This is a genomic window from Mesorhizobium sp. M3A.F.Ca.ET.175.01.1.1 (assembly GCF_004791945.1).
GTDB lineage: Bacteria > Pseudomonadota > Alphaproteobacteria > Rhizobiales > Rhizobiaceae > Mesorhizobium.
In genome coordinates this window covers 111,223-135,793 of the sequence record NZ_SRTP01000002.1, presented here as the reverse complement: position 1 = coordinate 135,793, position 24,571 = coordinate 111,223, and the positions used below count along the sequence as shown (strand labels likewise).

Below are 24,571 nucleotides of genomic sequence, written 5' to 3'. Positions count from 1 at the left end.
GTGCTGCGATATATTGTCTGGCGCATCGCCGTGATGGTTCCAACGCTGCTGATCATATCGGCACTGGTGTTCACGATCATCGAACTTCCCCCAGGCGACTATTTCGACAGCTATGTTGCCGAGCTTCGGGCTCAGGGCGAAGCGGTCGACTCCGATCGCATCGAGATGATGCGCAAGGACTATGGTTTCGACAAGCCGCCGGTCATCCGCTACTTCTACTGGGTCGGCGGGATGCTGCACGGCGATTTCGGCTATTCCTTCGAATATGAGCTGCCGGTTCGCGACGTCGTCGGGGACCGAATGTGGCTGACCGTGCTGGTTTCCTTCGTCACGATCGTCTTCACCTGGCTCATCGCCTTTCCAATCGGCATGTACTCGGCCACGCATCAATACAGCTGGGGCGATTACGGCCTGACCTTCTTGGGTCTTCTTGGCCTTGCCATCCCGAATTTCATGCTGGCGCTGATCCTGATGTATTTCGCCAACATCTGGTTCGGCACGTCCATCGGCCATCTCATGGACCAGCAATATCTCGGCGAGCCGATGAGCTGGGCCAAGGTGAAATCGATCCTCGCCCATCTCTGGATCCCGGTCCTGATCATCGGCACCGGGGGCACGGCAAGCATGATCCGGCGGCTGCGCGCCAATCTGCTCGATGAGCTTCACAAGCAATATGTCGTGACCGCGCGCGCAAAAGGCCTTCATCCCTTCAAGGCGCTGGTCAAATATCCGCTGCGCATGGCGCTCAATTTCTTTATTTCAGACATCGGCTCCATCCTGCCGGCCATCATCTCCGGTGCCGAAATCACGGCGATCGTGCTGTCTTTGGAAACGACCGGTCCGATGCTGATCAAGGCGCTGCAAAGCCAGGACATGTATCTGGCAGGGTCGTTTCTGATGTTCCTGGCCTTTCTGACGGTCATCGGCGTCCTGATATCCGACCTGGCGCTGGCGCTGCTTGATCCGCGAATTCGTTTGCAGGGCGGCAGCACCAAATGAACACGCAATCGCCGCTGCCCGCTCCGGGTGCTCCACTGCAACACTATGTTTCCATCGCGCCCTTCGACCTCCAGTCGGTCGAGGCGATGACGCCTGAGCAGTCGAAGGTCTTCCAGGCGTCGCAGTTGCGGCTGATGTGGTGGAAATTCCGGCGCCACCGGCTTGCCCTCATATCCGGCATATTTCTGGCAGCGCTTTATTTCGGGATACTGATCTGCGAGTTCCTGGCGCCCTACAATCTGCATACGCGCAACATGGACTACATCTATTCGCCGCCGCAGCGGGTGCACCTGTTCCACAACGGCCAGTTCGTCGGGCCGTTCGTCTACGGCCGCCAGATGACGCTGGACATGGAGACGCTCAAGCGGAACTACATCGAGAAACAGGATGACGTTCAGCGGATCCGTTTCTTCTGCAAGGGCGACAGTTACCGGTTCTGGGGCCTCATCGAAGGTGACAGGCATCTTGTCTGCCCTGCCGAAAACGGCCAGCTCTTTCTGGCCGGCACCGACAGGCTGGGACGCGATGTGTTTTCGCGCATCATCTATGGCGCACGCATTTCATTGACGATCGGCCTCGTCGGGATCGCTTTCAGCTTCCTGCTCGGCATAGTCATCGGCGGACTGGCCGGCTATCACGGCGGTATCTTCGACCTGATCGTCCAACGGGTAATCGAAGTTCTGCAATCGATCCCCAGCATTCCGCTATGGCTGGCTCTGGCGGCGATCATGCCGATGACCTGGAGCCCGATCCTGATCTATTTCGGCATCACCGTCATCCTCGGGCTGCTCGACTGGACCGGACTGGCGCGCGCCGTGCGTTCAAAGCTTCTGGCCTTGCGCGAGGAGGATTACGTTCTGGCCGCGCAATTGATGGGCGCCAGCAGCAGCCGCATCATCCGCCGGCACCTCATTCCCGGTTTCATGTCGCATCTGATCGCGACGGCGACGATCTCCATACCCGGCATGATCCTGGGCGAGACGGCGCTGAGCTTTCTTGGCCTCGGCCTGAGGGCGCCGATAACCAGTTGGGGCATCCTGCTGACCGAGGCGCGCAGCGTCAGCGTGATCGCGTTCTATCCATGGCTGCTTTTGCCGATCCTGCCCGTCATTCTCGTCATCCTGGCGTTCAACTTCCTCGGCGACGGCTTGCGGGATGCCGCAGATCCCTACAAGTGAGGTCGCAAATCCGGCGCGCCGTCGACCGACTGCACCCAAGATGATCCTTGTCGGCAGCCTGTTCGGTCGTTGCAGTCTTCATCGTTCGCCTCTATGCGGCGAGCTCGATCGGTGTAATACGACGTCTCGGGCATCGCCCCGTGAGCCCTTCTCGTCGCGGGTATTGCCGTCTCTTGAGCTGGTTCAGGACATGTGATCGCATATGAGTCGCCTCGACAGTTTCATCCGCAGGATGACGGCACAGCGCGATATTCTCGATCATATCTGCGCCGAGGTGGCACAAATGGAGGGGCCGGTGATCGAACTCGGCCTCGGCAATGGGCGGACGTTCCACCATCTGCGCGAGCGCCTGCCCGGACGCCGGATCGTGGCGTTCGACCGCGCACTGGCCGCACACGCCAGCTCGATTCCCGAAGCTGAAAACCTCGTGCTCGGCGAAATACGCGAGACTGCGAGCAGGTTCATCGGTATCGACGCCGCTCTTGTTCATGCCGACATCGGTACCGGCTATGAAGATCGCGATGCGGTGACTGCTACCTGGCTTCCCGATCTGATCGCGCGCCTGCTTCGCGTCGGCGGCATCGCGGTCAGCGGCACGCCGATCGATCACCCGCGCTTGCAACGCATCCCTCCGCCGCCCTCGGTGCCCGCCGATCGTTATTTTATCTGCAGGCGGGTGTGAGAGGCCGAGACGGCCAAGCCCTCAGGGGATCCTGTATACTGCTATCTCTCGCTCAATGCCGCGCAACGAGACCTCGTGGGGCACGGGCGTCAGCGCATTCCTGTGCAACAGATCGGCGGTGAGATTGTCGTCGACCACCGCACTAGTGGCGAAGATCGCCTGCGCTTTGGCAAGGTTCTGGACGCGCGAAGCAATGTTGACCGTCTGGCCGAAATAGTCCTGCCGCTCGTTCATAGACACGGCGATGCAGGGGCCGGTATGGACGCCGATCTTGAGCAGCAGGTCCTCGCGCCCGCTCTTGTCGTTGAGCGCACGCATGGCATCGCGCATCCTCAGAGCCGCAGCAACCGCACGATCGGGCGTCGCGAAGGTCGCCATCACCGCATCACCGATCGTCTTCACCACCGCGCCCGACTCCGCCGCGACGATCTCGTGCAGAACCTGGAAATGCGCGCGCACGAGATCGAAGGCCGAAAGGTCGCCCACCCGCTCGTAAAGCGCGGTCGATCCGCGCAGGTCGGTGAACAGGAAGCTCAGGCTGGTGATCTTCAGGCGCTGGTTGATGTCGACCGTATCCGTGCGATAGAGATCGCGGAACGTCTGGTTGGTGAGCAGGCGCTTGGCGGTCAGAAAGGGCCGGCGTTTGCGCAGAAGATCATGCAATGCCTCGCCGGCGATAAAGACCGCCGGCAGCACGCGGGTGTCGGTCCTGTTTTCCAGAGAAATGCGCAACGGGCCAGGCTGCATCTCCAGCGTCTGGCTCTGGACATGGTCGCGGTCGAAGACCAAAGAGAGGCTTCGCCGCTCCTTTGTCGGTTCGCCCTTCACGTCGATGAACTGCACTGAATGGGTGACCGGCTCGAAGACAATGATGAATTCGGACGGAAGCTGCACGGTCAGAACCGCCCTTTCACCGGGCGCAAGCTCGATATCGTCCAGCGAGAACGCTTCCATGGTTTTGGCGAAATCCTCATCCGCCGGCAGATCGACGCCGGACGCCCAGTAGATCTGGCGAAAATATTCCACCAACGGCAGTTCGTGTGGGTTGTGGGCGGCAATCCTGCGCATGCGGGGACTGACGGTGAAAGTCACCTCGACCATCTCGTCGAGGGTCGGCGAGTAGCCCTGGGAGCACAGCGCGCAGGTGTATTCGTCCTTCTGCAGGGTTTTCAGCGTGGCGTTGGTGTCGAGCACGCCCCCACAGCCGGGGCATAGAACATTCCAGGAAATGTCGAAGATGCCCACCCGCGCCGCATGGAGAAAGGCGCCTATGGTGCGCTCCTCGTCGAGGCCATGCTTGCCGGCGAAGGCAGGCGCATTGATGCGGCACAGTTCGCGGTCCTCGCCTTCCGCGATGGTTTGCTTGATCGCGTCGATTGCCAGTGGATCGACATCAGTCGATTGCCGCAGAAGCGAGAACAGATCCTGAGCTTCGTTCATCGTGCAGGCTCCGGAAAATGCGCCTCGTGACGTGTTGACCGGACCGCTTCCTTGGTCCGAGTGCTGCATTTTACTTCGAAACGGACCGCGCGGCCATTCGATAGATAAACCTGGTGATAATCCAATTTCCATTCGGCCGATTTTCACCGGCCACAAGCGGCACTATGATGTCCTTGGGCATTCATCTTTGGGACTCTCTCCCATGCCGACATCGAACAACCCGCCATTTCCCGCGGCGCTGCGCCTTTTCTCTGCGGCCGTGATCATCGTCCTGATCATAGGCGCGGGCCTGTTTTTCGCGCCTGTGCTGGTGAAGCCGCGGTGGCCCTGGGCCGTCACCCCATTCAACGCCCGCTTCCTGGGCGGCTTCTACACCGCCGAAATGGTCGTGATGGCGGCGCTGCTGTTCTGGAATCGCTGGTCGCCCGGCAGGCTCGTGCTCGTCATGGCGTTCATATTCACCGTCATCGTCTCGTTGGCTTCGTTCATCAATCTGGGCTATTTCAACTTCGAGCGCAAAGCGCCCTGGCTCTGGTTCTTGGTCTATCTTGGTTCGGTCGCGGTATCCGGGTGGTTCCTGTGGCGGGCCAGGGGCCGTCCTTCTGCAAAGGGCGTGGCTCTAACCCCCGCATTGCGCAGCTACATGCCGGTGGAATGGGCGGTCCTTGGGGTCTATGGCGTCGGGCTGTTGCTGTTTCCCCTGCTATTCAGCAGCATCTGGCCATGGCCGATCGATGTCTTCCACGCCCAAGTCTACAGCGCCATCTTCCTTGCCGGCGCGGGCGGCGTATATCTTGTCTGGCGAAGCGCCCCGCGCGAGGAATTGCTGGTGCTCGGCTTGGCGCAGGTGCTGGTTGGCCTGTTTGCCATTCTTGGCCTCGTCATCACCGACGCTGCGGTGCACCGGATCGACTGGAGGGCGGCCCGGACATTGTGCTGGCTCGCCCTTTTCGGCTGGATCGGCATCAGCGGTGTCTTCAAACTCGTTGCCGCCTCCCGGTATTTCAAAGCGCGTCGCGCTGAAACGGATCCAGGCGATACGCTTTAGGGCTTTATTTTATGCATGTCGCTTTCGCAAAACCGCTGCACACTTTTGCGCGACATGCAGTAGCTCGCAATCGGCGTCGCAGGTTGGAGAGTCGGCTGGATTTTCAGGGGACGTCCGGTCATCGTGCCGGGCCGATTGCTAAGGCCGAAACGCCATGACCAGCACCACTTCGTCCTTCTCCGAGAAGATCCAGCCGCAGCTCCGGCCCGTCCGGCCAGGCGATGCTGAGGCGCTTTGCGCCATCTTCAACATGCCGGGGTTCCGCTGGGGCACGCTAAGGATGCCCTTCGAAAGGGTCGAGCAGGTGGAACGGCGCATCGCCAAGTCCGGCCAGGAGACCACCTGGATCGTTGCGGAATTGGACGGCAAGGTCGTCGGTCATGGCAGCCTGATCGTGCAGGATTCGCCTCGCCGTTCTCATATCGGCGAGATCAATATCGGCCTTGACGACAGCTTTGTCGGCAAGGGCATCGGCTCTGCCATCCTTGGCGCGCTGCTTGACGTGGCCGACAACTGGCGCGCCCTGAAGCGGGTCGAATTGACCGTCTATGCCGACAACAAACCGGCCATCCGTCTCTACACAAGCCACGGCTTCGAAATCGAAGGCCGGCATGTGAAGGCCGGTTTCACCGACGGACAGTACCACGACCTCCTGAGCATGGCCCGGCTGCGATTCTGAAGATGCGCTGTTTGGCCTTAACTCTCTAGCCAACCTAACAATTCATGCGGAGACGGCGAACAGGAATGGGACCAATGACGGCCGGTGTTGACCCAAGCCGAACGCCTCCGGCGGAAATTCTGGCGGTGCTGTCGCTGCTCTGCCCGGAAGTCGCGTGTGATATCGAGCAGAACTGGAATGCAGCGGTTTCCGACTATGCCCGCCATCTGTGGCGACCGGTGGCGAGGCCTGCATCGGGCCCGGCGATCGCTGCCCGCTCGATTGTGCGCGAAGTTCTGCATCAGCGCCTTGGTGTGATCATGCAGCCCGAACAGATCGGCAAGGCCCTCGAAGAGTTCGAGCACAGACCGGTGGTTCAGTCCGGACTGCACTGCCTGCTTCTGATGGACCGGATCACCTTCGATGCGCTCCTGCTTGCTTGGCTCGGCGCGGTCGAAAACGGGCTGTCGGCCTTCATCTGCTTCATGGGAACGACGATGACCATGGAGACAATTGGCCGGGAGGGGCCGGGCTGGCTCGATGTCGGCGACGACAAGGTCAACCTGTTTGGCATGGCGCGCCACAAACTGTGCCGCAAAAGCGCGTGCGTGGCCGGGCCCGTCGCCCTCAACAGGCGCGCGCTGGAAGCGGTGGGCGATGAAACGGATACCAGCCGCTGGCTCGGCACCCTGCTTGCCAGCCAGGACAGGGTGTTTGGAACCGCCGCCGACGCGCTGACAGCCCTCAACGAAGATCTGGTCGCCCGTTGGGACTGTTCCGGCACGGCCCTGCCGGTTTTCATCGATGATCGGCTCGCCGCGGCTGCCATGGCTCGGCATCTGGAATATGAAGGGAGCCTTCTATCCAGGCTGCTCTTTGAGCCCGCAAGGCGCCAGCGTCTCGAACATGCCCTGCAAGAGGCCGCATCGAGCCCTTTCGGCAGGTTCCTGCCCAACTCCACGGCCTATTTCTGGGGCATCCGCGAGGAGCGCGTGCGCAAGCTCGTGCTCGAGAACGGACGACTGATCGAGCCTGACAGACCGCATGGTCTTTCCGTCCCGTTCGAGCGGACGCATCTCAAGCAGGGGCTGCTGGACGGCGTGCTGCTGCCGAATTTGTTCCTGATGTTCCTCGTTCTGGCCATATTGCCGCGCGTGCGGGTTGTGGGCGGGCTGAGACAGATTGGCTATATGGCGCTTTTCCACTCGATCCTGCTGGCTGGGCTAGACGAGAACGCGCCGGATGAGCGCGATCTGATTGCAGAGCTGCAGGTTCGGGAAAGTGCCTGGGGCATGCGGGTCATCGACGAAAAGATCTCGGTCCGCGAACAGCTTGCCGGCCTGCCGGAAAGGGCAGTCTTCCCGGAACTACTGCGGCAATATCGCTTGCGGACATTTGCCGAGACGACCGACGACCTGAGACTGGTGCGCGAAGACGCCCGATGGCGCAAGCTCGGCCGGGCAGAGATCAAGGCAACCTGACTCTCGCTTCGGGCCTTGTTGGTGGCTCCGGTTCAGACCTGACATGGCCTCACTTCATTGTACGACACCGGCCTTGCGCAGCCCGTCTACCACGCGTTCGAAATCGGCAGGGTATTTGTAGGGCAAGACTTTGCGACGGTATTCCAGCGAATAGTCGGGGTTGAGGCGAAGCACCTCCTGCCATGCCGCGCGGGCCTCGGCGAAACGGCCCAGGTGGCCGTAGGTGGCGGCCAGAAGCGCGCGCGAGACGTCGGTGACAGCGTTGCGAGCCAGCCGTTGCATCAAGAGGTCAACGGCCTCTTCGTACCTTCCCAGTTGAAACAAGGCCAAAGCCTGGAAGTGCAGAAGCACATCCGGGAAGTATGGATTCAAGCTCTTCCCCCGGGCGAAACTTTCCAGGGCCTCTTCGGATCTGCCCGAATAGTGCAGCGCCTCGCCGAGAATGACGTACCCTTCGGCGAAGTTCGGATTGAGGACTATCGCGCGCTCGGCCTCGCTGATGGCCTCATCGTGCCGTCGTGTGTACAGCTTGACGATACCCAGCGCCCAGTGCGCCCAGGGATCGCTGCCATCCAGCGCTACCGCCTGTGTTGCGGCCTGTTCCGCTTGCGCCATCGATTCCGGCGGCGACGCACTCCACCGGTTCAAGTAATCGAGTGCGTGCGTGAGGGCGAGGAAAGCGTGGGCAGAGGCAAATTTCGGGTCCAGTTCGATGGCACGTTGCAAGAGGTCTCGGGCTGCGACATTCGTTTCTTCCGTCAGCCGGTGCCACAGCTCCCGGCCACGCAGGAAACAATCATACGCCTGCGTGTTGCGCGACTGCTCGGGCGCCCGCCGCTGAAGGTCACCCTCGGCCAGATTGAGCGCCAGCGCACCGACGATCTGCTGCGTCACGTCGTCCTGCACGGCGAATATGTCGGTCAGGTCGCGATCGAACCGCTCCGCCCAAATATGCCCGCCGGAGGTTGCATCGATGAGCTGCGCGGTGATGCGCACCCTGTTCCCCGATTTCCGTACGCTGCCCTCAAGCACATACCGCACGCCGAGCTTCCTGCCCACCTCCTGCACCTGGACGTTCTGGCCCTTGAAGGTGAACGACGAATTGCGTGCGATGACGAAGAGCTGCGACAGTTTGGACAGCGCGGTGATGATGTCTTCGGAGATGCCGTCGGCGAAGTAGTCCTGTTCGATGTCACCGCTCATGTTGGCGAACGGCAGAACGGCGATCGACAGCTCCGGGGGCGCTGCCGTGGCTGGCCGGCTCGTCACGGTTTCCGATGTTGCGGCCCTGGTCGCAGCGCTGCCGACTTGCAGCGAGTAGACCCGAATCGGCTCGGCGATGTTCTTGAGCTGCGTGCTGCCGAGATCGCTGACGGAGAGGTCGAGCCTCGCCTTCACCTGGCGATAGGCGTCCTCGGATAGGCAAATGGCGCCGGGCGCTGCGACGCCCTCCAAACGCGAGGCGATGTTGACGCCGTCGCCCATCAGGTCGCCGTCGCTCTCTTCGACCACATCCCCCAAATGGATACCGATCCTGAACTCGATGCGGCGGTCGTGCGGCACGCCGGCATTGCGCTCAACCATGCCATTCTGAATCTCGACCGCGCAGCGCACGGCATCCACCACACTGCGAAACTCGACCAGCGCTCCATCCCCGGTGCGCTTGATCACCCGCCCGTTGTGCACTGCGATGATCGGATCGATCAGGTCGCTGCGCAATGCCCGCAGCCTCGCCAAGGTACGATCTTCGTCCGCGCTCGCGAGCCGGCTGTATCCGACCACATCCGCAGCCAGGATTGCGGCTAGCTTCCGATTCTCGCTCATCGGTCCATCTCCCAATCTCCACGATAGCAGGAGACGCAAGGTAAGAGGGAACTTTCGCAAACGACGGCCGCGCAACAGCGGGAATCGGCAGGGTTTTGCCACCAGACCACACTGGCGCTCGATTGCCACTTGCGCTGCCGCTTGCTGGTCGACCGCTATCGGTTCATCCTTGGGTGAACGCTCGGCCGTGAAGTGCGTAGCGAGGTCACGCCGTCATGGCCCCTAGTGAGGTCTTGTTCGATGGACTGCTCAGGCTGCGGTTTCGAGGTTGAATCCGGTTACGCTTTCTGTCCGAAGTGTGGCAGGCGTCAGCCCGTGCCATGCGCAAGTTGCGGCTACCTGTGTGCACCTGATTTCGAGTTCTGCCCGAAATGTGGGGCAAGCATCGGTGCGCCCGCAAAAGCCGTCGAACGGCCTGCTCCGACACCAAGCCGGACCATCGTGCCGCCGTCCCGTACTCCGTCGCTGCTTCCCAACATCGAAGGCGACAGGCCGCATCCCGACTCCGACGCCGATCGCCGGACGGTGACGGTCCTGTTCGCTGACCTTTGCGGCTTCACGACACTCAGCGAGCAACTCGACCCAGAGGTGATGCAGGCGCTGCAGAACGAGCTGTTCAAGGAATTGACGGCGGCTGTGCGAAACTTCGGCGGTTTCGTCGACAAATTCATCGGCGATGCGCTGCTCGCTTTGTTCGGTGCGCCGGTTGCCCATGAGGACGATCCGGAACGTGCGCTTCGCGCCGCACTCGACATGATGGCGCGAACGGCGCGGCTCGGCGAAAGCGCCCCCCACTCCGGCTCGCCTCTGCTGCTGCACATCGGCATAAACACTGGTCCGGTCGTCACCGGCGGATTGGGCATCGGCACCGCCAAATCCTATTCGGTGACCGGCGATACAGTGAATACGGCGCAACGCCTGCAATCGCTGGCCGCACCGGGTGAGGTGCTGGTGGGCGAGCTCACCCACAGGCTGACCCGGCATGCCTTCTCATATGAGCCGCTGGGCGATGTCGTGCTTCGCGGCAAGGCCGGAAGTGTGCTCGTCCATCGGCTGGATGCACCACTTGCGGCGCCGCGTGCAGCGCGTGGGCTCGAGGCGCTCGGCCTCAGCGCGCCGATCATAGGTCGTGGTGCGGAGCTCCACAGAATGCTGGCGAGCCTCGACCAGGCGTGCGGCGGCTCGGCCCAGCTTGTGCGCCTCGTCGGAGAAGCCGGTATCGGGAAATCGCGGCTGGTGAAGGAGTTCATCGCCCGCGTCGGCGACGAGGATCGTTTTCGCAACGTCGCCGTGCGGCAGGCCACGTGCTCACCGCTGGGCGAACAATCATTTGGCGCGCTGGGCGCCGTGGTGCGCAGCGCTGCCGGGATGATGCAAAGCGACAATGGGGATGAAATGCGGGCGAAGCTCGCAGGCTTGCTCACCGAACTCGGCCTGCAGGACGAGGAGGCGAAGCGGCTCATGCCTTTGCTCTACCATGTGCTTGGCCTTGGCGACCCCGATGCCACCTTGCAGCATGTCGAGCCCGAGCAGTTGCGGCGGCAAATTCTCTACGCAGTCCGCACGATCATCGAACGGCGGCTTGCGTTGTCGCCGCTGTTGATCGTCGTCGAAGATCTGCACTGGGCCGATGCTGTGTCGCTCGAGGCACTACGCTTCGTGATGGACAGGCTGGAACGCACGCGGTTGATGTTGCTGGTGACGCATCGTCCGGCGCCGGACAACGACCAGCTCGACTCAAGTCGGGTCAGTCACACAGCACTCAGGCTTTCGCCGCTCAACAGCGATGACGGACGCAGACTGCTGGCGGCGGTTTTCGGCGAGGGTTGGGTAAACTCGGCAGGAGAGCTTGTCGACCAGATCCTCGAGCGCGCCGGCGGCAACCCGCTTTTCGTAGAGGAGATCGTTCGCGGCCTTATCGATCGCGGTGTGCTGATGCGCGAAGGCCATCGATGGCGGACCGTGGCAGGCGAAGTCGCAACCGGCATTCCCGCCACCATCCAGGCAATGTTGCTTGCCCGTGTCGACCGGCTGCCCCAAGAGGTGCGCCGGCTGGCCCAGGAAGCCGCGGTGATCGGCCCGCGCTTCGACGCGACCCTTCTGAAATCCGTGACGGCCGATCCCGGCCGCCTGGAAGCCGGCTGCGAACTGCTTTGCGACGCGGAAATCATCGAGGAGGTTGCCGGATCAGGCTCGATCTCGTCGCAAAGCTACCGCTTTACGCAGACGTTGCTGCAGGACGTGATCTACCAGAATCTGCTCCTGCAGCGCCGGACCGACATTCATGGGCGGGTGGGAGCTGCCTTGGAGCGACTGTGCGGCGACAAGCCGGAACGGCTCGAGGATTTGACCGTGCTCGGTCACCATTTCGCGCAAAGCGCCGAGCGCGAGAAAGGCGCGCAGTACTTGCAGGCGGCGGGCGATCGCGCTCGCATGATATACGCCAACGACGACGCCCTTCGTTTCTACGAGCGGGCGCTGACTGCGCTGGGCACGATCGGGCAAACACCGCTCAAATTGGCTGTTGCAGAGCGCATTGCCGATCTGAGCGGCCCGGCGGGCCGCCGCGAGGTCGCGCACCAGCACTACGAAACGGTGCTGCAGGCATATCGCGAGTCAGGCGATCGTGTCGCTTCGGCGCGCGTTTTGCGTAAGATCGGTCGGCTGCTCTGGGACGTCGGCAAGCGGGAGAACGCAGAATCCCGCTATGCTGAAGCGGCAGCGCTCCTCGATGGAGCGGATGCCCCGATCGAGCAGGCGCATCTGTGGCAGGAGCGCGGCCGACACGCGTGCCGGAGCGGAGATCACGCTCTTGCGGCCACATGGGCAGACGCGGCGCTGGACAGCGTGCGCACTCTGACAACGGAGCATGTCTCGGAGGGAGGGCGAGAAGCCACTCTCGTGACCGCCGAGGCACTCAACACCAAGGCTGTTGCGCTGGCGCGGCTCGGGCGTAACCTTGAAGCGGTGCGTCAGGTGGAGCGTAGCATCGAATTGGCCGAAGCCGCCGGTCTGCTGGGCGCCGCCTGCCGCGGCTACACCAATCTCGGCGTGCTTTACACGACCATCAATCCGGCGAAGGCGATCGAGGTCTGCCGGCGCGGTCTTGAAGTGGCGCGTCGTATTGGTGATTCCGGGTTCCAGGCCCGCCTCCTCGCCAATCTGGCGGTCGCTTGTTGTACTTTCACGGATCGCTGTCCAACGGAGGGCGTGCCTGCTGCCGAGAAAGCCATCGAGATCGACAAGGCGCTCGACCAGCGCGAGCATCTGCCGGTGCCGTTGATCGTGCTGGGGCAGATCCACCAGTGCAGCGGCCGTCCGGAACTGGCGGTTGGCTTGTTCGAGGAAGCACTGGACGTAGCCCGCGAAACGGACGAACCCCAACTGCTGTTTCCGTGCTATGATGGTCTCGCAACGCTTAATCTCGACCTCGACAACCTGGTCGAGGCCGAGCGATATTTTTCCCTGGCGCAGGGCATATGCGCCCAGCACGGGCTCGACCCGGAAACGCTTGTGGTGCTGCCTTTTCTCGACTAGCCGGGCGGGAGGTTGAAAATGTCGCCGCGTAGTGACTTGGTACCGCTTCAACCGGGTGATCGTGCGCCCAACGTGGTACTCGACGCTATCACACAGGAAGGCAAGATCGCCCTCGACGACTTTCGCGGACAAAAGCCGGTGCTGGTCGGCCTTTTTCGAGGTCTGCATTGCGCGTTTTGCCGGCGCCATATCGCAGCCCAGGCACGGCTTGATCCGGAGCTGCGCGAAAAGGGCGTGGGGAGCTTGACCGTTGTCAACACGCCGATCGAGCGGGCACGTCTCTATTTCCGCTATCACCCGATGCCGAATCTGCTTGCGGCCTCCGACCCTGAACGCGCATCGCATCGGGCCTTTGGACTGCCTAATCTCGAATTCACCCAAGATGAGACGGAGTGGCCGTACAAGGTGTCGATGGCGGCGGCAAAGGAGATGCGGGTCGACGTACCAGGCGAGTTGCCCGGCCCAATGGATCCTTTTTCGGCCAGCAAATTCCTCGATAAGAAGGATCATTACGAAGTCACCGAAGCCGACGAGCAGATGATGGCAACCGGACATGGCCAACTGATCGGCCAATTCCTGCTCGACCGGCAGGGGGTCGTCCGCTGGAGCTTCACCGAGGTTCCAGAAGGTGGGCGATACATGTTCGGGGTGCCAAACCCGCAGGAGCTGATGTCAGCCGTGTCGCAAGTCGCCCAATAGACTGGCAAACAAGGTCAAGGGCGGCATGCTCATGGCAGCACGTAGGGTGCTGACAAGTTCATCATTCGAGCACAGCCTCGACACGGGCAACGAAGTCATCGAGCGAGCGATCCCCGCGAACCTCGATGCGCGGAAGGTCGATGGGATCGCAATCGAGATCCGCCGGCCCATGTCTGCCGCCGAAGCCGATCCGATACCCGCACTCCTTGGCCAGCCGGCCAAGCCGTCGGTCGGTCACAGAGAAGGGTGCCGCGAACGCCGTGGTCGGCCGACCGGTCCACCGTTCGATGAACATACGAGAGCGCAGGAGCTCGGCGGCCAAGTCAGAGCTCGACAGACCATCGATCGCGCGATGCGTGGCCAGATGGCTTCCGAAGAACGCACCTTCGCCGGCGAGGCGTCGCACCGTCGCGGCGTTCATTAGCTGCGTCGGCGGACCGCTGTCGGCGTCCCAGCGCGCACTTTCACCCACCAAGTCCGTGACCAGGAACACTTCGGCGGTCAGGTCGTTCCTGCGCAAGATCGGCCAGGCGTGGTCGGCAAAGTTCTGGAAGCCGTCATCGAAGGTGATGACCACTGGGCGGCCGACGAAAGGCCGACGGTTGGCGATGAACCATTCCAGCTGCTCGGACGCAATCGCGTGAAAGCCATTGGCGCGCAGCCATCGCATCTGGCTGTCGAATGCGGCGGGCGTGAGCCGAAAACGGGCGAGGGCTGCCGGACCTTCATCGGAGACGCCGTGATACATGAGAACCGGGATACGCTGCCGCCGCTCGCTACGTGCGACGTCGCGGCGCAAGGCCCGCGCTCCGCCCCAGACGATATTTCGCGCGATCCCAACACCGATGGGCGCACAGATTGGCAGATTCTCAATTACCGGTTCCGCCGCTAGCTCGTCTGCTGACAGGCGCCGGAAACGGTCAATGCGATAGAGTTCGGTCTGGATCGAATGCTCGAGGACGAGGCCTTCGGTCATCGCCAACGTTTCCGAGATCGCTTGTGCACCGAATGTGTTCCAGTCGAAGCCCGTCCTTTCAACATTGTCACGGAGCACGAATGCGTGGGCACTGATGAAACTGCCGCCAGGCGCCAAAGCCTCGACAAATTTCCTGGCGATGCGCCGCAACTCGGCCAGATCATCCAGGTAGTAGAGCACTTCCGAACAGACGATCAGATCCATCTCACCCGGAAGCGTGTCCGCAGAGAAATCCAGCACCCCGAACTCAACATTCGGCTGATCGCTGCAGCGCGCTCGCGCCCGCCCGATGGCTACGCTGGAGATGTCGGTTGCGGTCAAATGGCCCACTCGCGGCGCCAGCTGCCGCGTGAAGTGGCCCTCCGCGCAGGCCAACTCGAGCGCCCGTGCGATGCGACCAGCAGGCAGAATTTCGAGCTGGCGCTCATATTTTTCCTGCTCATAAGACGAACCGTAGTTCCAGGGGTCCTCCGTCGCGAAATAGCGGTTCCAGAACGACGTGCGGTCGTTGTCGCGCCCCTGCGCGGCCCGTGGACGGCGCGGCGCTGGAAGAGGCTCTGAAATTTCGGCGCTCGACCGGACCAGTCGCTGCGCTTCGGCGGCCAATCGCGCGAGCTTGCCGAAGTGGCTGTCCCGATCAGACCCGGATTCCGCCATGGACATCGGTGGCTTGCTCGCAAGGATGTTCGACTTGTCGGCACCGGCGCGCCTTTGAGATGCGAGCCGCTCAGGAGGCACGAGATCCATGGCCAGCTCCATCCAATGGCGCCTTGTCACTTTCCCGAGCGCGCCGAACTGCACGCGAGCCTCGATCTGGCTGTCCAACATCAGATGGGCATAGATCTGATCGATTCCTTCCGGCAGCTCGATCGAGGTCGGATTTCGAGCATCGACGCGGATCCCGAGTGTCCGCGCCAGTCTGCGCGGCGCGGCGAGATCGTCGAAGTCGAGAAGCATTTGATCAAGCTGATACTCGACGCGGCGAGCCGCTACAGGATCGTCCCAGATCCTGCCGAGTTCGACGATCAACTCGGTGAGGGGGCCACCGAACCTGTCCCACCCGGCGGCCAACTGCGCCGGCGCCGATTGGGTGCTTGCCATAAGGCCATCGAAGACCACCTTGGCGATCTCGCGCGCCCACTTACGTCCTGCTGGGAGCGCGCGCAGGGCTTGTGGGCTGAAGCGGGAGCCGCGCCCCCAGTCCGAGGCGGCGTTCCACAGCGCGAACCACGCGAGTGCCTCGGAAGCGGTGCCGTTCGCATCATTGGCCCCATTGGCGTGAGCCGGTGCTGGGTGTTTGACCCTCGGATCAGGAGAAAAGCCGCGGGCGATCACGATCTCCGCATCGACCAGCATCTGCGTGGAATTGCGGCTGAGCGCGTTGGGGCTGGCTCGACAGAAAGCGAGCGGCTCGTCGACCATCACCCAAGGTTTGCCGAGACGTGCGAGGCGTTGCCACAGATCCCAGTCCTCGCAGGTGCGCAGCGACACATCGAAACCGCCAAGCTCGACAATTTTCTTCCGATCCACCAGCAGCGCGTGAATGGGGGTGGCGCATCTGCGGGCGAATGTCTCGAAGGGCTGGACCGCAACCTGCGTTGCGCTGCTCGAAGGGGTGAGTTCGCCATCGGGCAGCACGCGCCGAGAACCGCAATAGGCGGCTACTGCATCGGGGGCGGTTTGCAGTGCCGCCAGCATTTTGGCAAGGAAGCTGGGATCCACCCAATCGTGCGCGTCCAGAAACATGAGCCATTGGCCGCGCGCTGTCGAAATCCCGGTATTGCGCGCGCCGGCGGCGCCATGCGCGCAAGAACTCAACGTCCGAAATCGGGCATCGCGCTCCAGATAACCGGCGATGATCTTGGCGGTTCGGTCAGTGGAGGCGTCGTCGACGATGATCGCCTCCCAATCCACCAATTCCTGATCGAGAAGGCAATCGAGCGCGCGCGCCAGCGTTGCTTCGGCGTTGTGCGCAGGAACCACGATCGAAACCAAGGGATTATGCGCCACGCCGTCTCACCCGCGCCCGGTCCGTGGTAGAACAAAAGCAGCCATAAAGAGACCATTGGGAAAGTGGCGGCGTGCGACCACCGCCGTTTTTCGGCAAGTTCAGCATGCCATTCATATCCGTCACGGTCATCCATTGCCAACAAGGAAGGCGCACCGGACATGGAATGAATGTTGAACCATTCTAATCGCGAGCGTGCTGCGGCCTTCGCATCGACAGTGCCAATAAGCGGCGTCCAACCTCCTACTCCTTGCCTCCTTTGGGAAGGGGTCGTGGTGAGCCAAGCCCTACTGTCCGGGCTTGTGAGAAAGCCGATCCAGCGCATCTCGAAGCGCAGTGGCGGCACCGCTGCGTTCGTCGGCGGACATCAGGTCCGGCTCAAGTTCCAGCCTGAAGTGAGGCTGCTCGGTCCGAACAGCGCGACAAGCGCCCGCTAGATTGGCCTTCAGATCAATGACGCGGTAAGTGGCGACGGGATAGGCGATCCCCTTGACCTGGACGTGCCCCATCTCCTCACATTCGATCGTGTCTTTCACTTGCGCAAACGTCTCGTAGGAAATGAGGATGGCTCCCGGTGCCGCCTCCTGTTCCAGGCGCGAGGCGAGATTCACGGCGCCGCCGATTATCGTGTAGTCCATCCGGTCTTCGCTGCCGAAGTTGCCGACGGTGCAGTAGTCGGTATGGATGCCGATGCGGCAGCGCAGCGGTGTTTCGATCCCCATGTCCCGCCAGACTTCGGTAAGCTCGCTGATCCGCTTTTGCATGGCAAGCGCCATCTGTACACAAGCCAGCGCATCCTCCTTGACGCCGCGCGTCTCAGGGTCGCCGAAAAACATCAGGATCGCGTCGCCGACGTATTTGTCGATCGTGGCACCATGATCCGATGCGATTTTCGACATTTCCGTCAGGTAGTGATTGAGGAGCTGGGTAAGGTCCTCGGACTCCATCTTGTCGGTGGTCTCGGTAAAGCCGGCGATGTCGGAGAAGCATATGGTCAGCTTCTTGCGCTGGCTGGCGATTCTAACGTCCTGGCGCCCGGTGAATATCGAGCTGTACACTTGGGGCGCCAGATATTTGGCCAGCTTGCTGGAAAGCGCCTCCAGGGCCGTGGACTTCTCGGCAAGGTTCTCCTCCCTTTGCTTCAGCTCGGTGATGTCCGAATAGACGGCGACCGTGCCGCCGGCGCTGATCCGCCGCTCGCTTATCATGATCCATCGTCCGTCGCCCCGCCGCTGCACCCATGGTTCGCCAGGGTTGCGGTGCCGCCGCAGGCGCTCGGCAACCCACTCATCGACCCGCCCCTCGGCATCCCTGATGTAGCCACGCTCGGCGGATCGGCGAATGATCTCCTCGAATGCCGTGCCAGGGGTTAGCTCGGCCTCCAGACCGGCATATAGCAGTTCTCGGTAGCGGCTGTTGCTAAGGACCAGCCGGTCCTCTCTGTCATAGAGAGCGAAACCTTCGGAAATGCTTTCGATGGCATCGACTAGCCGCTGACGCGCTTCTGCGACGTCGCGCAGGTTCTTTTCCTCCACCTCGACAGCGGTATCCCGGAAGAGCCTCAGCGCCTCAGCCATACGCCCGATTTCGTCGCTGCCCGCGGCCGGCAGCCGCGCGCGAAGATCGCCGCCCGCGATCGCGAGCATGCCCTGGCTCACGGCTCCCAGACGGGCGAGAAGGCTGCGGTCGACATAGAACCAGACGACCAAAACCGAGCTCAATAAGCTGAGAAAGGCGGAGCCGAGGACAACACCAGTGCCGTAGCGCTGGACGAGCGCGGCTTCGCGACCGGAGGCAGCTATCTCGCGGTCCGCAGCTGCGACAAGACGGTCGACGGCAGTGGTGAGACTGCGCGACAGCCGATTGTTTTCGGCCAGAAGCTTTTCGCCCTGCTCGAGGACCGCAAGCTCCTCCTCCCGTGCCTTCGGAATGCTGTTCTCACCATCGGTCAGTGCCTTGAACTCGTCCACCCGCTGCCGGAAACGGGTCTGCAGCTTTTTGTCGATCTCCGAGGAGGCCGCTTCCAGAGCGGCAAGCGAGCGGCGCAGCGGAAACAGGATCAACGCCAGGTCGCCCGGCGTGGGCGCGGTCGCGGCTTTCACCAGCGCGTCGTTGACTGCCGAGATATCGAGCAGCGCCTTCTGCTGGGGGATGTAAGCCGCAATCGCCTGGACCATGTCGGCCGTTGCCGCTGCGCGTCTATCGGGCGACAGTGACGTATCGGCGGCGATCGCCCGCCATTGCGGGAGCCTGGAATCCATCACCAAGATGCCGGTGGCAAGAAGGCGATGGCTTCCGGTCGTCGTCGCGGCGAGGCGGTTCAGGAGTTCCTCCTTGCGGGCGACCACGTCGAGCCGGGCGACAACCAGAGAGTCGAGCTCCTTCAGGTTGCGCCTCAGAACAACCGCGGCCTCCTCGATCTCAGCCAAAGGCACAGTGCCCAGCGTGGCATCCCTAAGCTCGGTGCGCAGGGCCTCGAGGCGAGACATCTCGAGCGCCACGGCAGCCGAGACCTCGCTGTGCTGAGCCCTGCTTGTCGCCGCCAGCACCGATGGCGCGGCAGCAGCCACCCGTTCGGCCTGGCGCGACAGCTGGAGGGAGGCCAGCGCCGACGGCACCCGATCCGTGGTAATTCGGTCGACGACCTCGCCGACTTGGAGGAAGGCATACAGAGCGGCAGCGGTTGCCAGCACCGCAAGGGCGCTGATCCCGAAGAAGGCGAGCAACAGTCGACCGCGTATGCCGAGGCGTTCAAGCATCGCGGTCAGTCGGAACAATCCAGCCACACTGGTCTGCATCAGACTAGACGTCTCAGACGGCACGCCGGCGTTCGGCGAACCTTATTCAACCGGCACGTACTCCCCGCCCCGCCAGACGTACCAAACCCAGCTCTGCTTCGTGAGGTCGCCCTTGTCGTCGAAATCGATCCGGCCAATGATGGTGTCGAATTGCTGTTCGTGCAGTGTCGCTATGACCGCCTTTGGCTCCAGCGAACCTGCCTTCGCGACCGCCTGGGCCCAGACCTGGACCGCGCAGTAGCTCAACAGCGTGTAGCCCGCGGGCTCGAAGTTCTCGGCACGGAACTGCTGCACGATCGCGGCCGCGCCGGCATTTCGCCGCGGGTCCGCCGAGAAGGTGAACAGGGTTCCCTCCGCTGCTGAGCCTGCGATCAGGGCGAATTCCTCGGTAGCCAAGGCATCCCCCGATATGAGCTGAACCGTGTAGCCACGGTCGTGTGCAGCGCGAGCGATCAGCGCAACGTCGGCATGATACCCACCAACGTACAAGGCTGAGACGCCGGCGGTCTGCAACGCAGCCACCTCGGCTGAATAGTCATCCTTCCCGGGCGTGTATGCGTCGTAGACAGCTTCGGTCACGCCCCGTTTGTTCAGCTGCTTCCTGGTCTCGTCGGCGAGACCCTTCCCATAGGTCGAATTGTCGTGAAGGATTGCAATCTTCTTGTCGGCCCAGTGATCGGCAAGGTAGTTGCCGGCGATGAGACCCTGCGCGTCGTCGCGGCCAATCGTGCGGAAGACATTGGCACGGCCCTGTTCGGTCAGCTGCGGATTGGTCGAGCCTGGGGATATCTCGACGACGCCCGCCTCCTCGTACACTTTTGATGCGGGGATCGAGGCCCCGGAGCAATAATGCCCGACGACGAACACCACCCCGTCAGCCACCAGCTTCTTGGCGGCCGCGACCGCTTGCTCGGCATCGCAGAAATCGTCGACCGAGATGAGCCTCACCTTCTGGCCGAGCACACCGCCCGCCGCATTGACGTCGGCGACCGCCATCTCCGCGCCGCGCTGTCCCTGCTCGCCGATCCAGGCCAGCCGTCCTGTCATCGCGGACGAGACCCCGATCAGCACTTCAGCCCGCGCGGAACTTAACACGGCCGCCAGAACTACGATCGCTAGGGCGATGATCCGGTGCATGCTTGCACCCCCTGTGGACATTAGCTTACGCTAATCCCGTCAGACCCGACAGCCCCTTCGGCAAGCGCGAGTTTCTCGGAGGTTGTTACTTTCAATTGGCGAAGCGATCCTCATGGACGCCATAAGAGGGACGGTTCAAGGCAGCGCAAATTGGAGTTGGCACGCAATCGGTCTATTTCGGCATGATGCGATAGACGGTTGCATCGCCCTCCACGCCTCGAAGAGGCGCGTCGAAAGACACGACACGATGGCCGGCAAGCATTTCGCTAACCCCGGGCGCGGAATGGAGCGCCTCGGAAATGCAGACCTGCCCGGCCTCTGCCAGGGATTGCACGCGCGCGGCGACATTTACGGTCTGGCCGAAATAGTCGAGGTTGTCGTTGAGCGTCACGGCGATCGACGGGCCACAATGGGCACCGATCTTGAGGATGATGCCCGGCCCGTCATGCTCGTCATTGAAGCGATCGATTTCTTCAAAGATGTGGAGTGCTGCCGAGATCGCATCCGACGGCTGCGAGAACGCAGCCATCACCGCATCCCCAATCGTCTTGACCACCGCTCCGGAATGTTGCCGAACCGCCGCGTTGACCAGAGCAAAATGCTCGCGGACCAAAGCATAGGCGTTGAGGTCGCCCAGGCGCTCATACATGGCGGTCGACCCCTTGAGGTCCGTGAAGAGGAACGTGATCTGCCGGATGCCTAGTCCTTCCTTCTCGTCGACACGTTCGGATCGGAAGAGCTGGCGGAAGGTTTGCCGCGCAAGCAGCGCTCCACCGGAAACATAAGGGTCGAAATCGAGCGCCGGCTTGTTAGTGAGCGCGACAAGCTCGGGCGGCCAGTTGATGAGAAGCAACGAACCTCGCACCGGCCCTTTATTCGATACCTCAACGACAATCGGACCAGGCGGCACAGCGGGCAATGCCGGCAAGAAGCGTTTGCCGTCATAATCGACCTTCAGAAGTGTCGGCGCCAGCACCGGCTCGCCTGATATCGGCACAGCGAATGCGGCCTGCGTCTGCACGTTGACGCCCGCAAGGGCGCCCGGTCCCAGCTCGGCGCGGAGCACTGTGGTGGTGCCGGGCGGCAGAAACGTCATGCCGCGAACCAGGCCGCGCAGAACGTCAAGAAAGCGAATATTTTGCCCCGGCAGCCGCCCGTCATGCCCGAAGTGGAGCTTCCAGTGAAAATCCTCGACAGGGAGCGTCTCGGGATTGTGGTGGGGCAGGCGCCGCAACTTCGGCGATACGGAGAAGGTGACCTCGATGAAGTCGTCGAGGCTGGTGTCGCCCGAGACGTCGCACAGGCCGCAGACGTAGTGCGTCTTCAGCGTGCGCAGGGCGCCGAAACTGTCGAGCACCATCCCGGACTGGGGACAGAGCACATCCCAGCTCATGTCGAACAAGCCACAGCGGGCGGCATGAAGGAAGAGGTCGATTGCCTCAGGCTCGGCGATTGCGCGATCGCGTGCGAACGACAGGGGGTTAACGCGATAGAGTGAGTGGTCGTCGGCGCTCCTGATCAGCGTCTCGAATTTCGAGATCACGCGTGGGCTCCAGGCTCGCGCCTGCTCCACCTTGGTCATCTTGCTTTCGAGAAGACGATCGTCGACTGCCGTCACGCCGGATCCTCAAGCTTGCCTCGCGACAGCCTACTAAAAAACCCGCGCGATGCGAATGGATTGCATTCCTTGTCGTACGACAGAGCGTTTCAAATGGCTGTGCGGTCATCAATTTAACGCGCCTTTAAACCGCCGCATCTACTCTGCACCCCGAGCGCCATCGGCACCGGATATCAAGAAAAGCGCATGGCGAACCGCAGAGACAGTCGCATCGAACCGAGCTTCGAGGGTTCGCCACGGGCGAATTCCTCCGACGGTTTTTCGGTGAGCGAGGAGGATCGCGTCGTGCCGGGCAATCGCAAATCCGCTGCGGGGCGCAGGTCCGCCAAGGCGAAATCGCGGCGCGGCCGCGATCGGAACCGCCGCGGTCTGGTTTCCATTTTCGCCCGCCTGCTCTACTGGTGCTTCGTGTTCTGCATCTGGGGCGGCATCGCTGCAGCCGGCATCGTCGTTTACTACGGCGCCAAGATGCCGGCGGCCACGACATGGTCGATTCCCGACCGCGCGCCCAACATCAAGATCGTTTCGGTCGATGGCGAGCTGATCGCCAATCGCGGCATGAGTGGCGGCGAGGCGGTCGGGCTGAATGAGATGTCGCCCTATATCCCCGAGGCTGTCGTCGCCATCGAGGACCGCCGCTTCTATTCGCATTTCGGCATCGATCCGATCGGCCTGTCGCGCGCCATGGTGACGAACGTCCTCGGCGGGCATTTCGCGCAGGGCGGATCGACACTGACGCAGCAACTGGCCAAGAACCTGTTCCTGACGCCGGACCGCACGCTGGAGCGCAAGGTGCAGGAGGTGCTCCTGGCGCTGTGGCTGGAGCACAAGCACAGCAAGGACCAGATCCTCGAAATGTACCTGAATCGGGTCTATTTCGGCTCCGGCGCCTATGGCGTCGAAGCGGCTTCGCGGCGCTATTTCGGCAAGAGCGCGCGCGATGTGACGCTGTCCGAGGCGGCGCTTCTCGCCGGCCTGCTCAAGGCGCCGTCGCGTCTGTCGCCGGCGCGCGATCCGAAGGCGGCCGAAGAGCGCGCGCAGCTCGTGCTCGCCGCCATGCGCCAGGAGGGCAAGATCGGCGACAAGGAATACAAGATGGCGCTGAGCGCGCCGGCGACGCGCGCGCCTTCCTACTGGACCGGCTCGGAGAACTATGTCGCCGACACGGTCATGGAGGAACTGCCCGACCTGATCGGCGACGTGCGCGGCGACATCGTCATCGATACGACCGTCGACCTGACGCTGCAGAAGCTCGCCGAACAGTCGATCCGCCGGCTGATCGACGAAAGCGGCAAGAAGCTCAACGTCACGCAAGGCGCGCTGGTCTCGATCGACGACTCCGGCGCGGTGCGGGCCATGGTCGGCGGCTACGACTATTCGACCAGCCAGTTCGACCGCGCCTCGGAGGCGCGCCGCCAGCCTGGCTCGGCCTTCAAGCCGTTCGTCTACATGGCGGCGCTGGAAGCCGGCCGCACGCCGGACAGCGTACGCAACGACGCCCCGATCAAAATCGGCAAATGGACGCCCGAGAATTACGGCGGCAAGTATTATGGCAAGGTCACACTTGCAACCGCGCTGGCCAAGTCACTGAACTCGGTGGCTGCGCAGCTCACGATGGAGGTCGGCCCCGATGCGGTGGTCGAGGCGGCACATCGCATGGGCATCCAGTCGGACCTGCAGTCGAACACCTCGATTGCCCTCGGCACTTCGGAAGTGACGCCGCTCGAACTGACGGCGGCCTACGTGCCTTTCGCCAATGGCGGCTACAAGCCTGACATCTATTTCATCCGCCGGATCACGACCGGCGACGGCAAGGTGCTTTACGACAACAATGGCGGCGGCGCTCCCCGCGTCATCAAGGCCGATGTCGTCGGAATGATGAATTCGATGATGACCGGCACGGTCGAGATCGGCACCGCCAAGAAGGCGGCGTTCAACTGGCCGTCGGCCGGCAAGACCGGCACCAGCCAGAATTCGCGCGACGCCTGGTTCGTCGGCTACACGGCGAACCTCACCACGGGCGTTTGGTTCGGCAATGACGACGGCAGCCCGATGAAGAAGGTCACCGGCGGCGCGCTGCCGGCGCAGGCCTGGCACGAATTCATGGTGGCGGCGCATGAAGGCGTGCCGGTGAGGCCGCTGCCGGGCACCTGGAAATCGACGCCCTCCCAGACGATCGTGCCCGACGAGATCCCGTCGGCGGACGCTTCGCAGCCGCCGCCGGCACCCCCGGCGCCGGTTGGCCAGTCGACGCCTGTCGCCAAGGCTCAGGTGCGGCAGGCACGGCCGGCGCAAACCGTCGACGCCGACGGCTTCGACATGCCGGGCGACGGCGGCACCACCGCCTCGGTCGGACATCCGGTGCCGCCGGGTGACGTCGGCGGCCCGACCAAGAAGCGGAATACCTCGATCCTCGACATCCTCAGCGGCGGTTAGAGCGCACTTCGCCTCTCGCCATGGCGGGCGCCTTCGGCTACATGTCCGGCCG

General features: G+C 62.6%; 15 protein-coding genes. 9 read left to right on the top strand and 6 right to left on the bottom strand.

The window, feature by feature from the left end:
- The 3 genes from EN818_RS05300 (at position 1) to EN818_RS05290 (ending at position 2,859) form a co-directional block, all read left to right on the top strand.
- A complete protein-coding gene (locus EN818_RS05300; RefSeq protein WP_095804371.1) occupies positions 1–999 on the top strand; it encodes an ABC transporter permease in 999 nt (332 codons plus the stop codon).
- Entirely contained in the window at positions 996–2,177 is a 1,182-nt protein-coding gene (locus EN818_RS05295) for an ABC transporter permease (RefSeq protein WP_095804370.1), read from the top strand. Before EN818_RS05300 ends, EN818_RS05295 begins: the two co-directional genes overlap by 4 nt.
- Positions 2,178–2,379: 202 nt before the next feature.
- Entirely contained in the window at positions 2,380–2,859 is a 480-nt protein-coding gene (locus EN818_RS05290; protein ID WP_095804369.1) for a class I SAM-dependent methyltransferase, read from the top strand.
- Between the two features lie 21 nt (positions 2,860–2,880).
- On the opposite strand, the gene EN818_RS05285 is transcribed toward EN818_RS05290, so the two are convergent.
- Positions 2,881–4,299, bottom strand: a complete 1,419-nt coding sequence (locus tag EN818_RS05285) for an adenylate/guanylate cyclase domain-containing protein (protein WP_095804368.1) — start codon at positions 4,297–4,299, stop codon at positions 2,881–2,883.
- 34 nt (positions 4,300–4,333) lie between these two features.
- On the opposite strand from EN818_RS05285, the gene EN818_RS05280 reads away from it, so the two are divergent.
- The 3 genes from EN818_RS05280 to EN818_RS05270 all read left to right on the top strand — a co-directional run bounded on the left by EN818_RS05280 (position 4,334) and on the right by EN818_RS05270 (position 7,486).
- Positions 4,334–5,347, top strand: coding sequence for a hypothetical protein (locus EN818_RS05280; protein WP_245420268.1), 1,014 nt, complete (start codon positions 4,334–4,336; stop codon positions 5,345–5,347).
- Positions 5,348–5,501: 154 nt separating this feature from the next.
- On the top strand, positions 5,502–6,026 hold the full coding sequence (locus EN818_RS05275) for a GNAT family N-acetyltransferase (RefSeq protein WP_095804366.1): 525 nt from the start codon (positions 5,502–5,504) through the stop codon (positions 6,024–6,026).
- A 74-nt stretch (positions 6,027–6,100) separates the two neighbouring features.
- Positions 6,101–7,486, top strand: coding sequence for a hypothetical protein (locus EN818_RS05270; protein WP_095804365.1), 1,386 nt, complete (start codon positions 6,101–6,103; stop codon positions 7,484–7,486).
- Positions 7,487–7,540: 54 nt separating this feature from the next.
- Here the strand turns inward: EN818_RS05270 and EN818_RS05265 are convergent, their stop codons facing one another.
- Entirely contained in the window at positions 7,541–9,310 is a 1,770-nt protein-coding gene (locus EN818_RS05265) for an adenylate/guanylate cyclase domain-containing protein (RefSeq protein ID WP_095804364.1), read from the bottom strand.
- A gap of 240 nt (positions 9,311–9,550) precedes the next feature.
- On the opposite strand from EN818_RS05265, the gene EN818_RS05260 reads away from it, so the two are divergent.
- Both EN818_RS05260 and EN818_RS05255 read left to right on the top strand, forming a co-directional pair.
- A complete protein-coding gene (locus EN818_RS05260; RefSeq protein ID WP_129554082.1) occupies positions 9,551–12,847 on the top strand; it encodes an adenylate/guanylate cyclase domain-containing protein in 3,297 nt (1,098 codons plus the stop codon).
- An 18-nt stretch (positions 12,848–12,865) separates the two neighbouring features.
- On the top strand, positions 12,866–13,546 hold the full coding sequence (locus EN818_RS05255; protein ID WP_095804362.1) for a redoxin family protein: 681 nt from the start codon (positions 12,866–12,868) through the stop codon (positions 13,544–13,546).
- A 61-nt stretch (positions 13,547–13,607) separates the two neighbouring features.
- On the opposite strand, the gene EN818_RS05250 is transcribed toward EN818_RS05255, so the two are convergent.
- From EN818_RS05250 to EN818_RS05235, 4 genes are all read right to left on the bottom strand, one after another.
- The gene (locus EN818_RS05250; protein ID WP_129553789.1) at positions 13,608–16,532 is read right to left on the bottom strand and encodes a glycosyltransferase; all 2,925 of its coding nucleotides are present in this window, start codon (positions 16,530–16,532) and stop codon (positions 13,608–13,610) included.
- A gap of 285 nt (positions 16,533–16,817) precedes the next feature.
- Positions 16,818–19,289 carry an adenylate/guanylate cyclase domain-containing protein gene (locus EN818_RS05245; protein ID WP_095804360.1) on the bottom strand — a complete coding sequence of 824 codons (2,472 nt, stop codon included), beginning with the start codon at positions 19,287–19,289 and terminating at the stop codon, positions 16,818–16,820.
- Positions 19,290–19,370: 81 nt separating this feature from the next.
- Positions 19,371–20,465 (bottom strand): branched-chain amino acid ABC transporter substrate-binding protein, encoded by a 1,095-nt coding sequence (locus EN818_RS05240; protein WP_095804359.1) that lies wholly within the window; start codon positions 20,463–20,465, stop codon positions 19,371–19,373.
- A gap of 172 nt (positions 20,466–20,637) precedes the next feature.
- Positions 20,638–22,083 carry an adenylate/guanylate cyclase domain-containing protein gene (locus EN818_RS05235; protein WP_095804358.1) on the bottom strand — a complete coding sequence of 482 codons (1,446 nt, stop codon included), beginning with the start codon at positions 22,081–22,083 and terminating at the stop codon, positions 20,638–20,640.
- A 186-nt stretch (positions 22,084–22,269) separates the two neighbouring features.
- Between EN818_RS05235 and EN818_RS05230 the strand changes: the two genes are divergently transcribed.
- Positions 22,270–24,519, top strand: a complete 2,250-nt coding sequence (locus tag EN818_RS05230; protein ID WP_095804357.1) for a transglycosylase domain-containing protein — start codon at positions 22,270–22,272, stop codon at positions 24,517–24,519.
- Positions 24,520–24,571: the final 52 nt, after the last annotated feature.

Bases quoted from the DNA above. Each gene is read 5' to 3' on its own strand.
- EN818_RS05285 (WP_095804368.1), bottom strand. From the start codon at position 4,299: ATGAACGAAGCTCAGGATCTGTTCTCGCTTCTGCGGCAATCGACTGAT.
- EN818_RS05295 (WP_095804370.1), top strand. From the start codon at position 996: ATGAACACGCAATCGCCGCTGCCCGCTCCGGGTGCTCCACTGCAACAC.
- EN818_RS05230 (WP_095804357.1), top strand. From the start codon at position 22,270: ATGGCGAACCGCAGAGACAGTCGCATCGAACCGAGCTTCGAGGGTTCG.
- EN818_RS05240 (WP_095804359.1), bottom strand. From the start codon at position 20,465: ATGCACCGGATCATCGCCCTAGCGATCGTAGTTCTGGCGGCCGTGTTA.
- EN818_RS05265 (WP_095804364.1), bottom strand. From the start codon at position 9,310: ATGAGCGAGAATCGGAAGCTAGCCGCAATCCTGGCTGCGGATGTGGTC.
- EN818_RS05270 (WP_095804365.1), top strand. From the start codon at position 6,101: ATGACGGCCGGTGTTGACCCAAGCCGAACGCCTCCGGCGGAAATTCTG.
- EN818_RS05290 (WP_095804369.1), top strand. From the start codon at position 2,380: ATGAGTCGCCTCGACAGTTTCATCCGCAGGATGACGGCACAGCGCGAT.
- EN818_RS05260 (WP_129554082.1), top strand. From the start codon at position 9,551: ATGGACTGCTCAGGCTGCGGTTTCGAGGTTGAATCCGGTTACGCTTTC.
- EN818_RS05245 (WP_095804360.1), bottom strand. From the start codon at position 19,289: ATGCTTGAACGCCTCGGCATACGCGGTCGACTGTTGCTCGCCTTCTTC.
- EN818_RS05275 (WP_095804366.1), top strand. From the start codon at position 5,502: ATGACCAGCACCACTTCGTCCTTCTCCGAGAAGATCCAGCCGCAGCTC.
- EN818_RS05255 (WP_095804362.1), top strand. From the start codon at position 12,866: ATGTCGCCGCGTAGTGACTTGGTACCGCTTCAACCGGGTGATCGTGCG.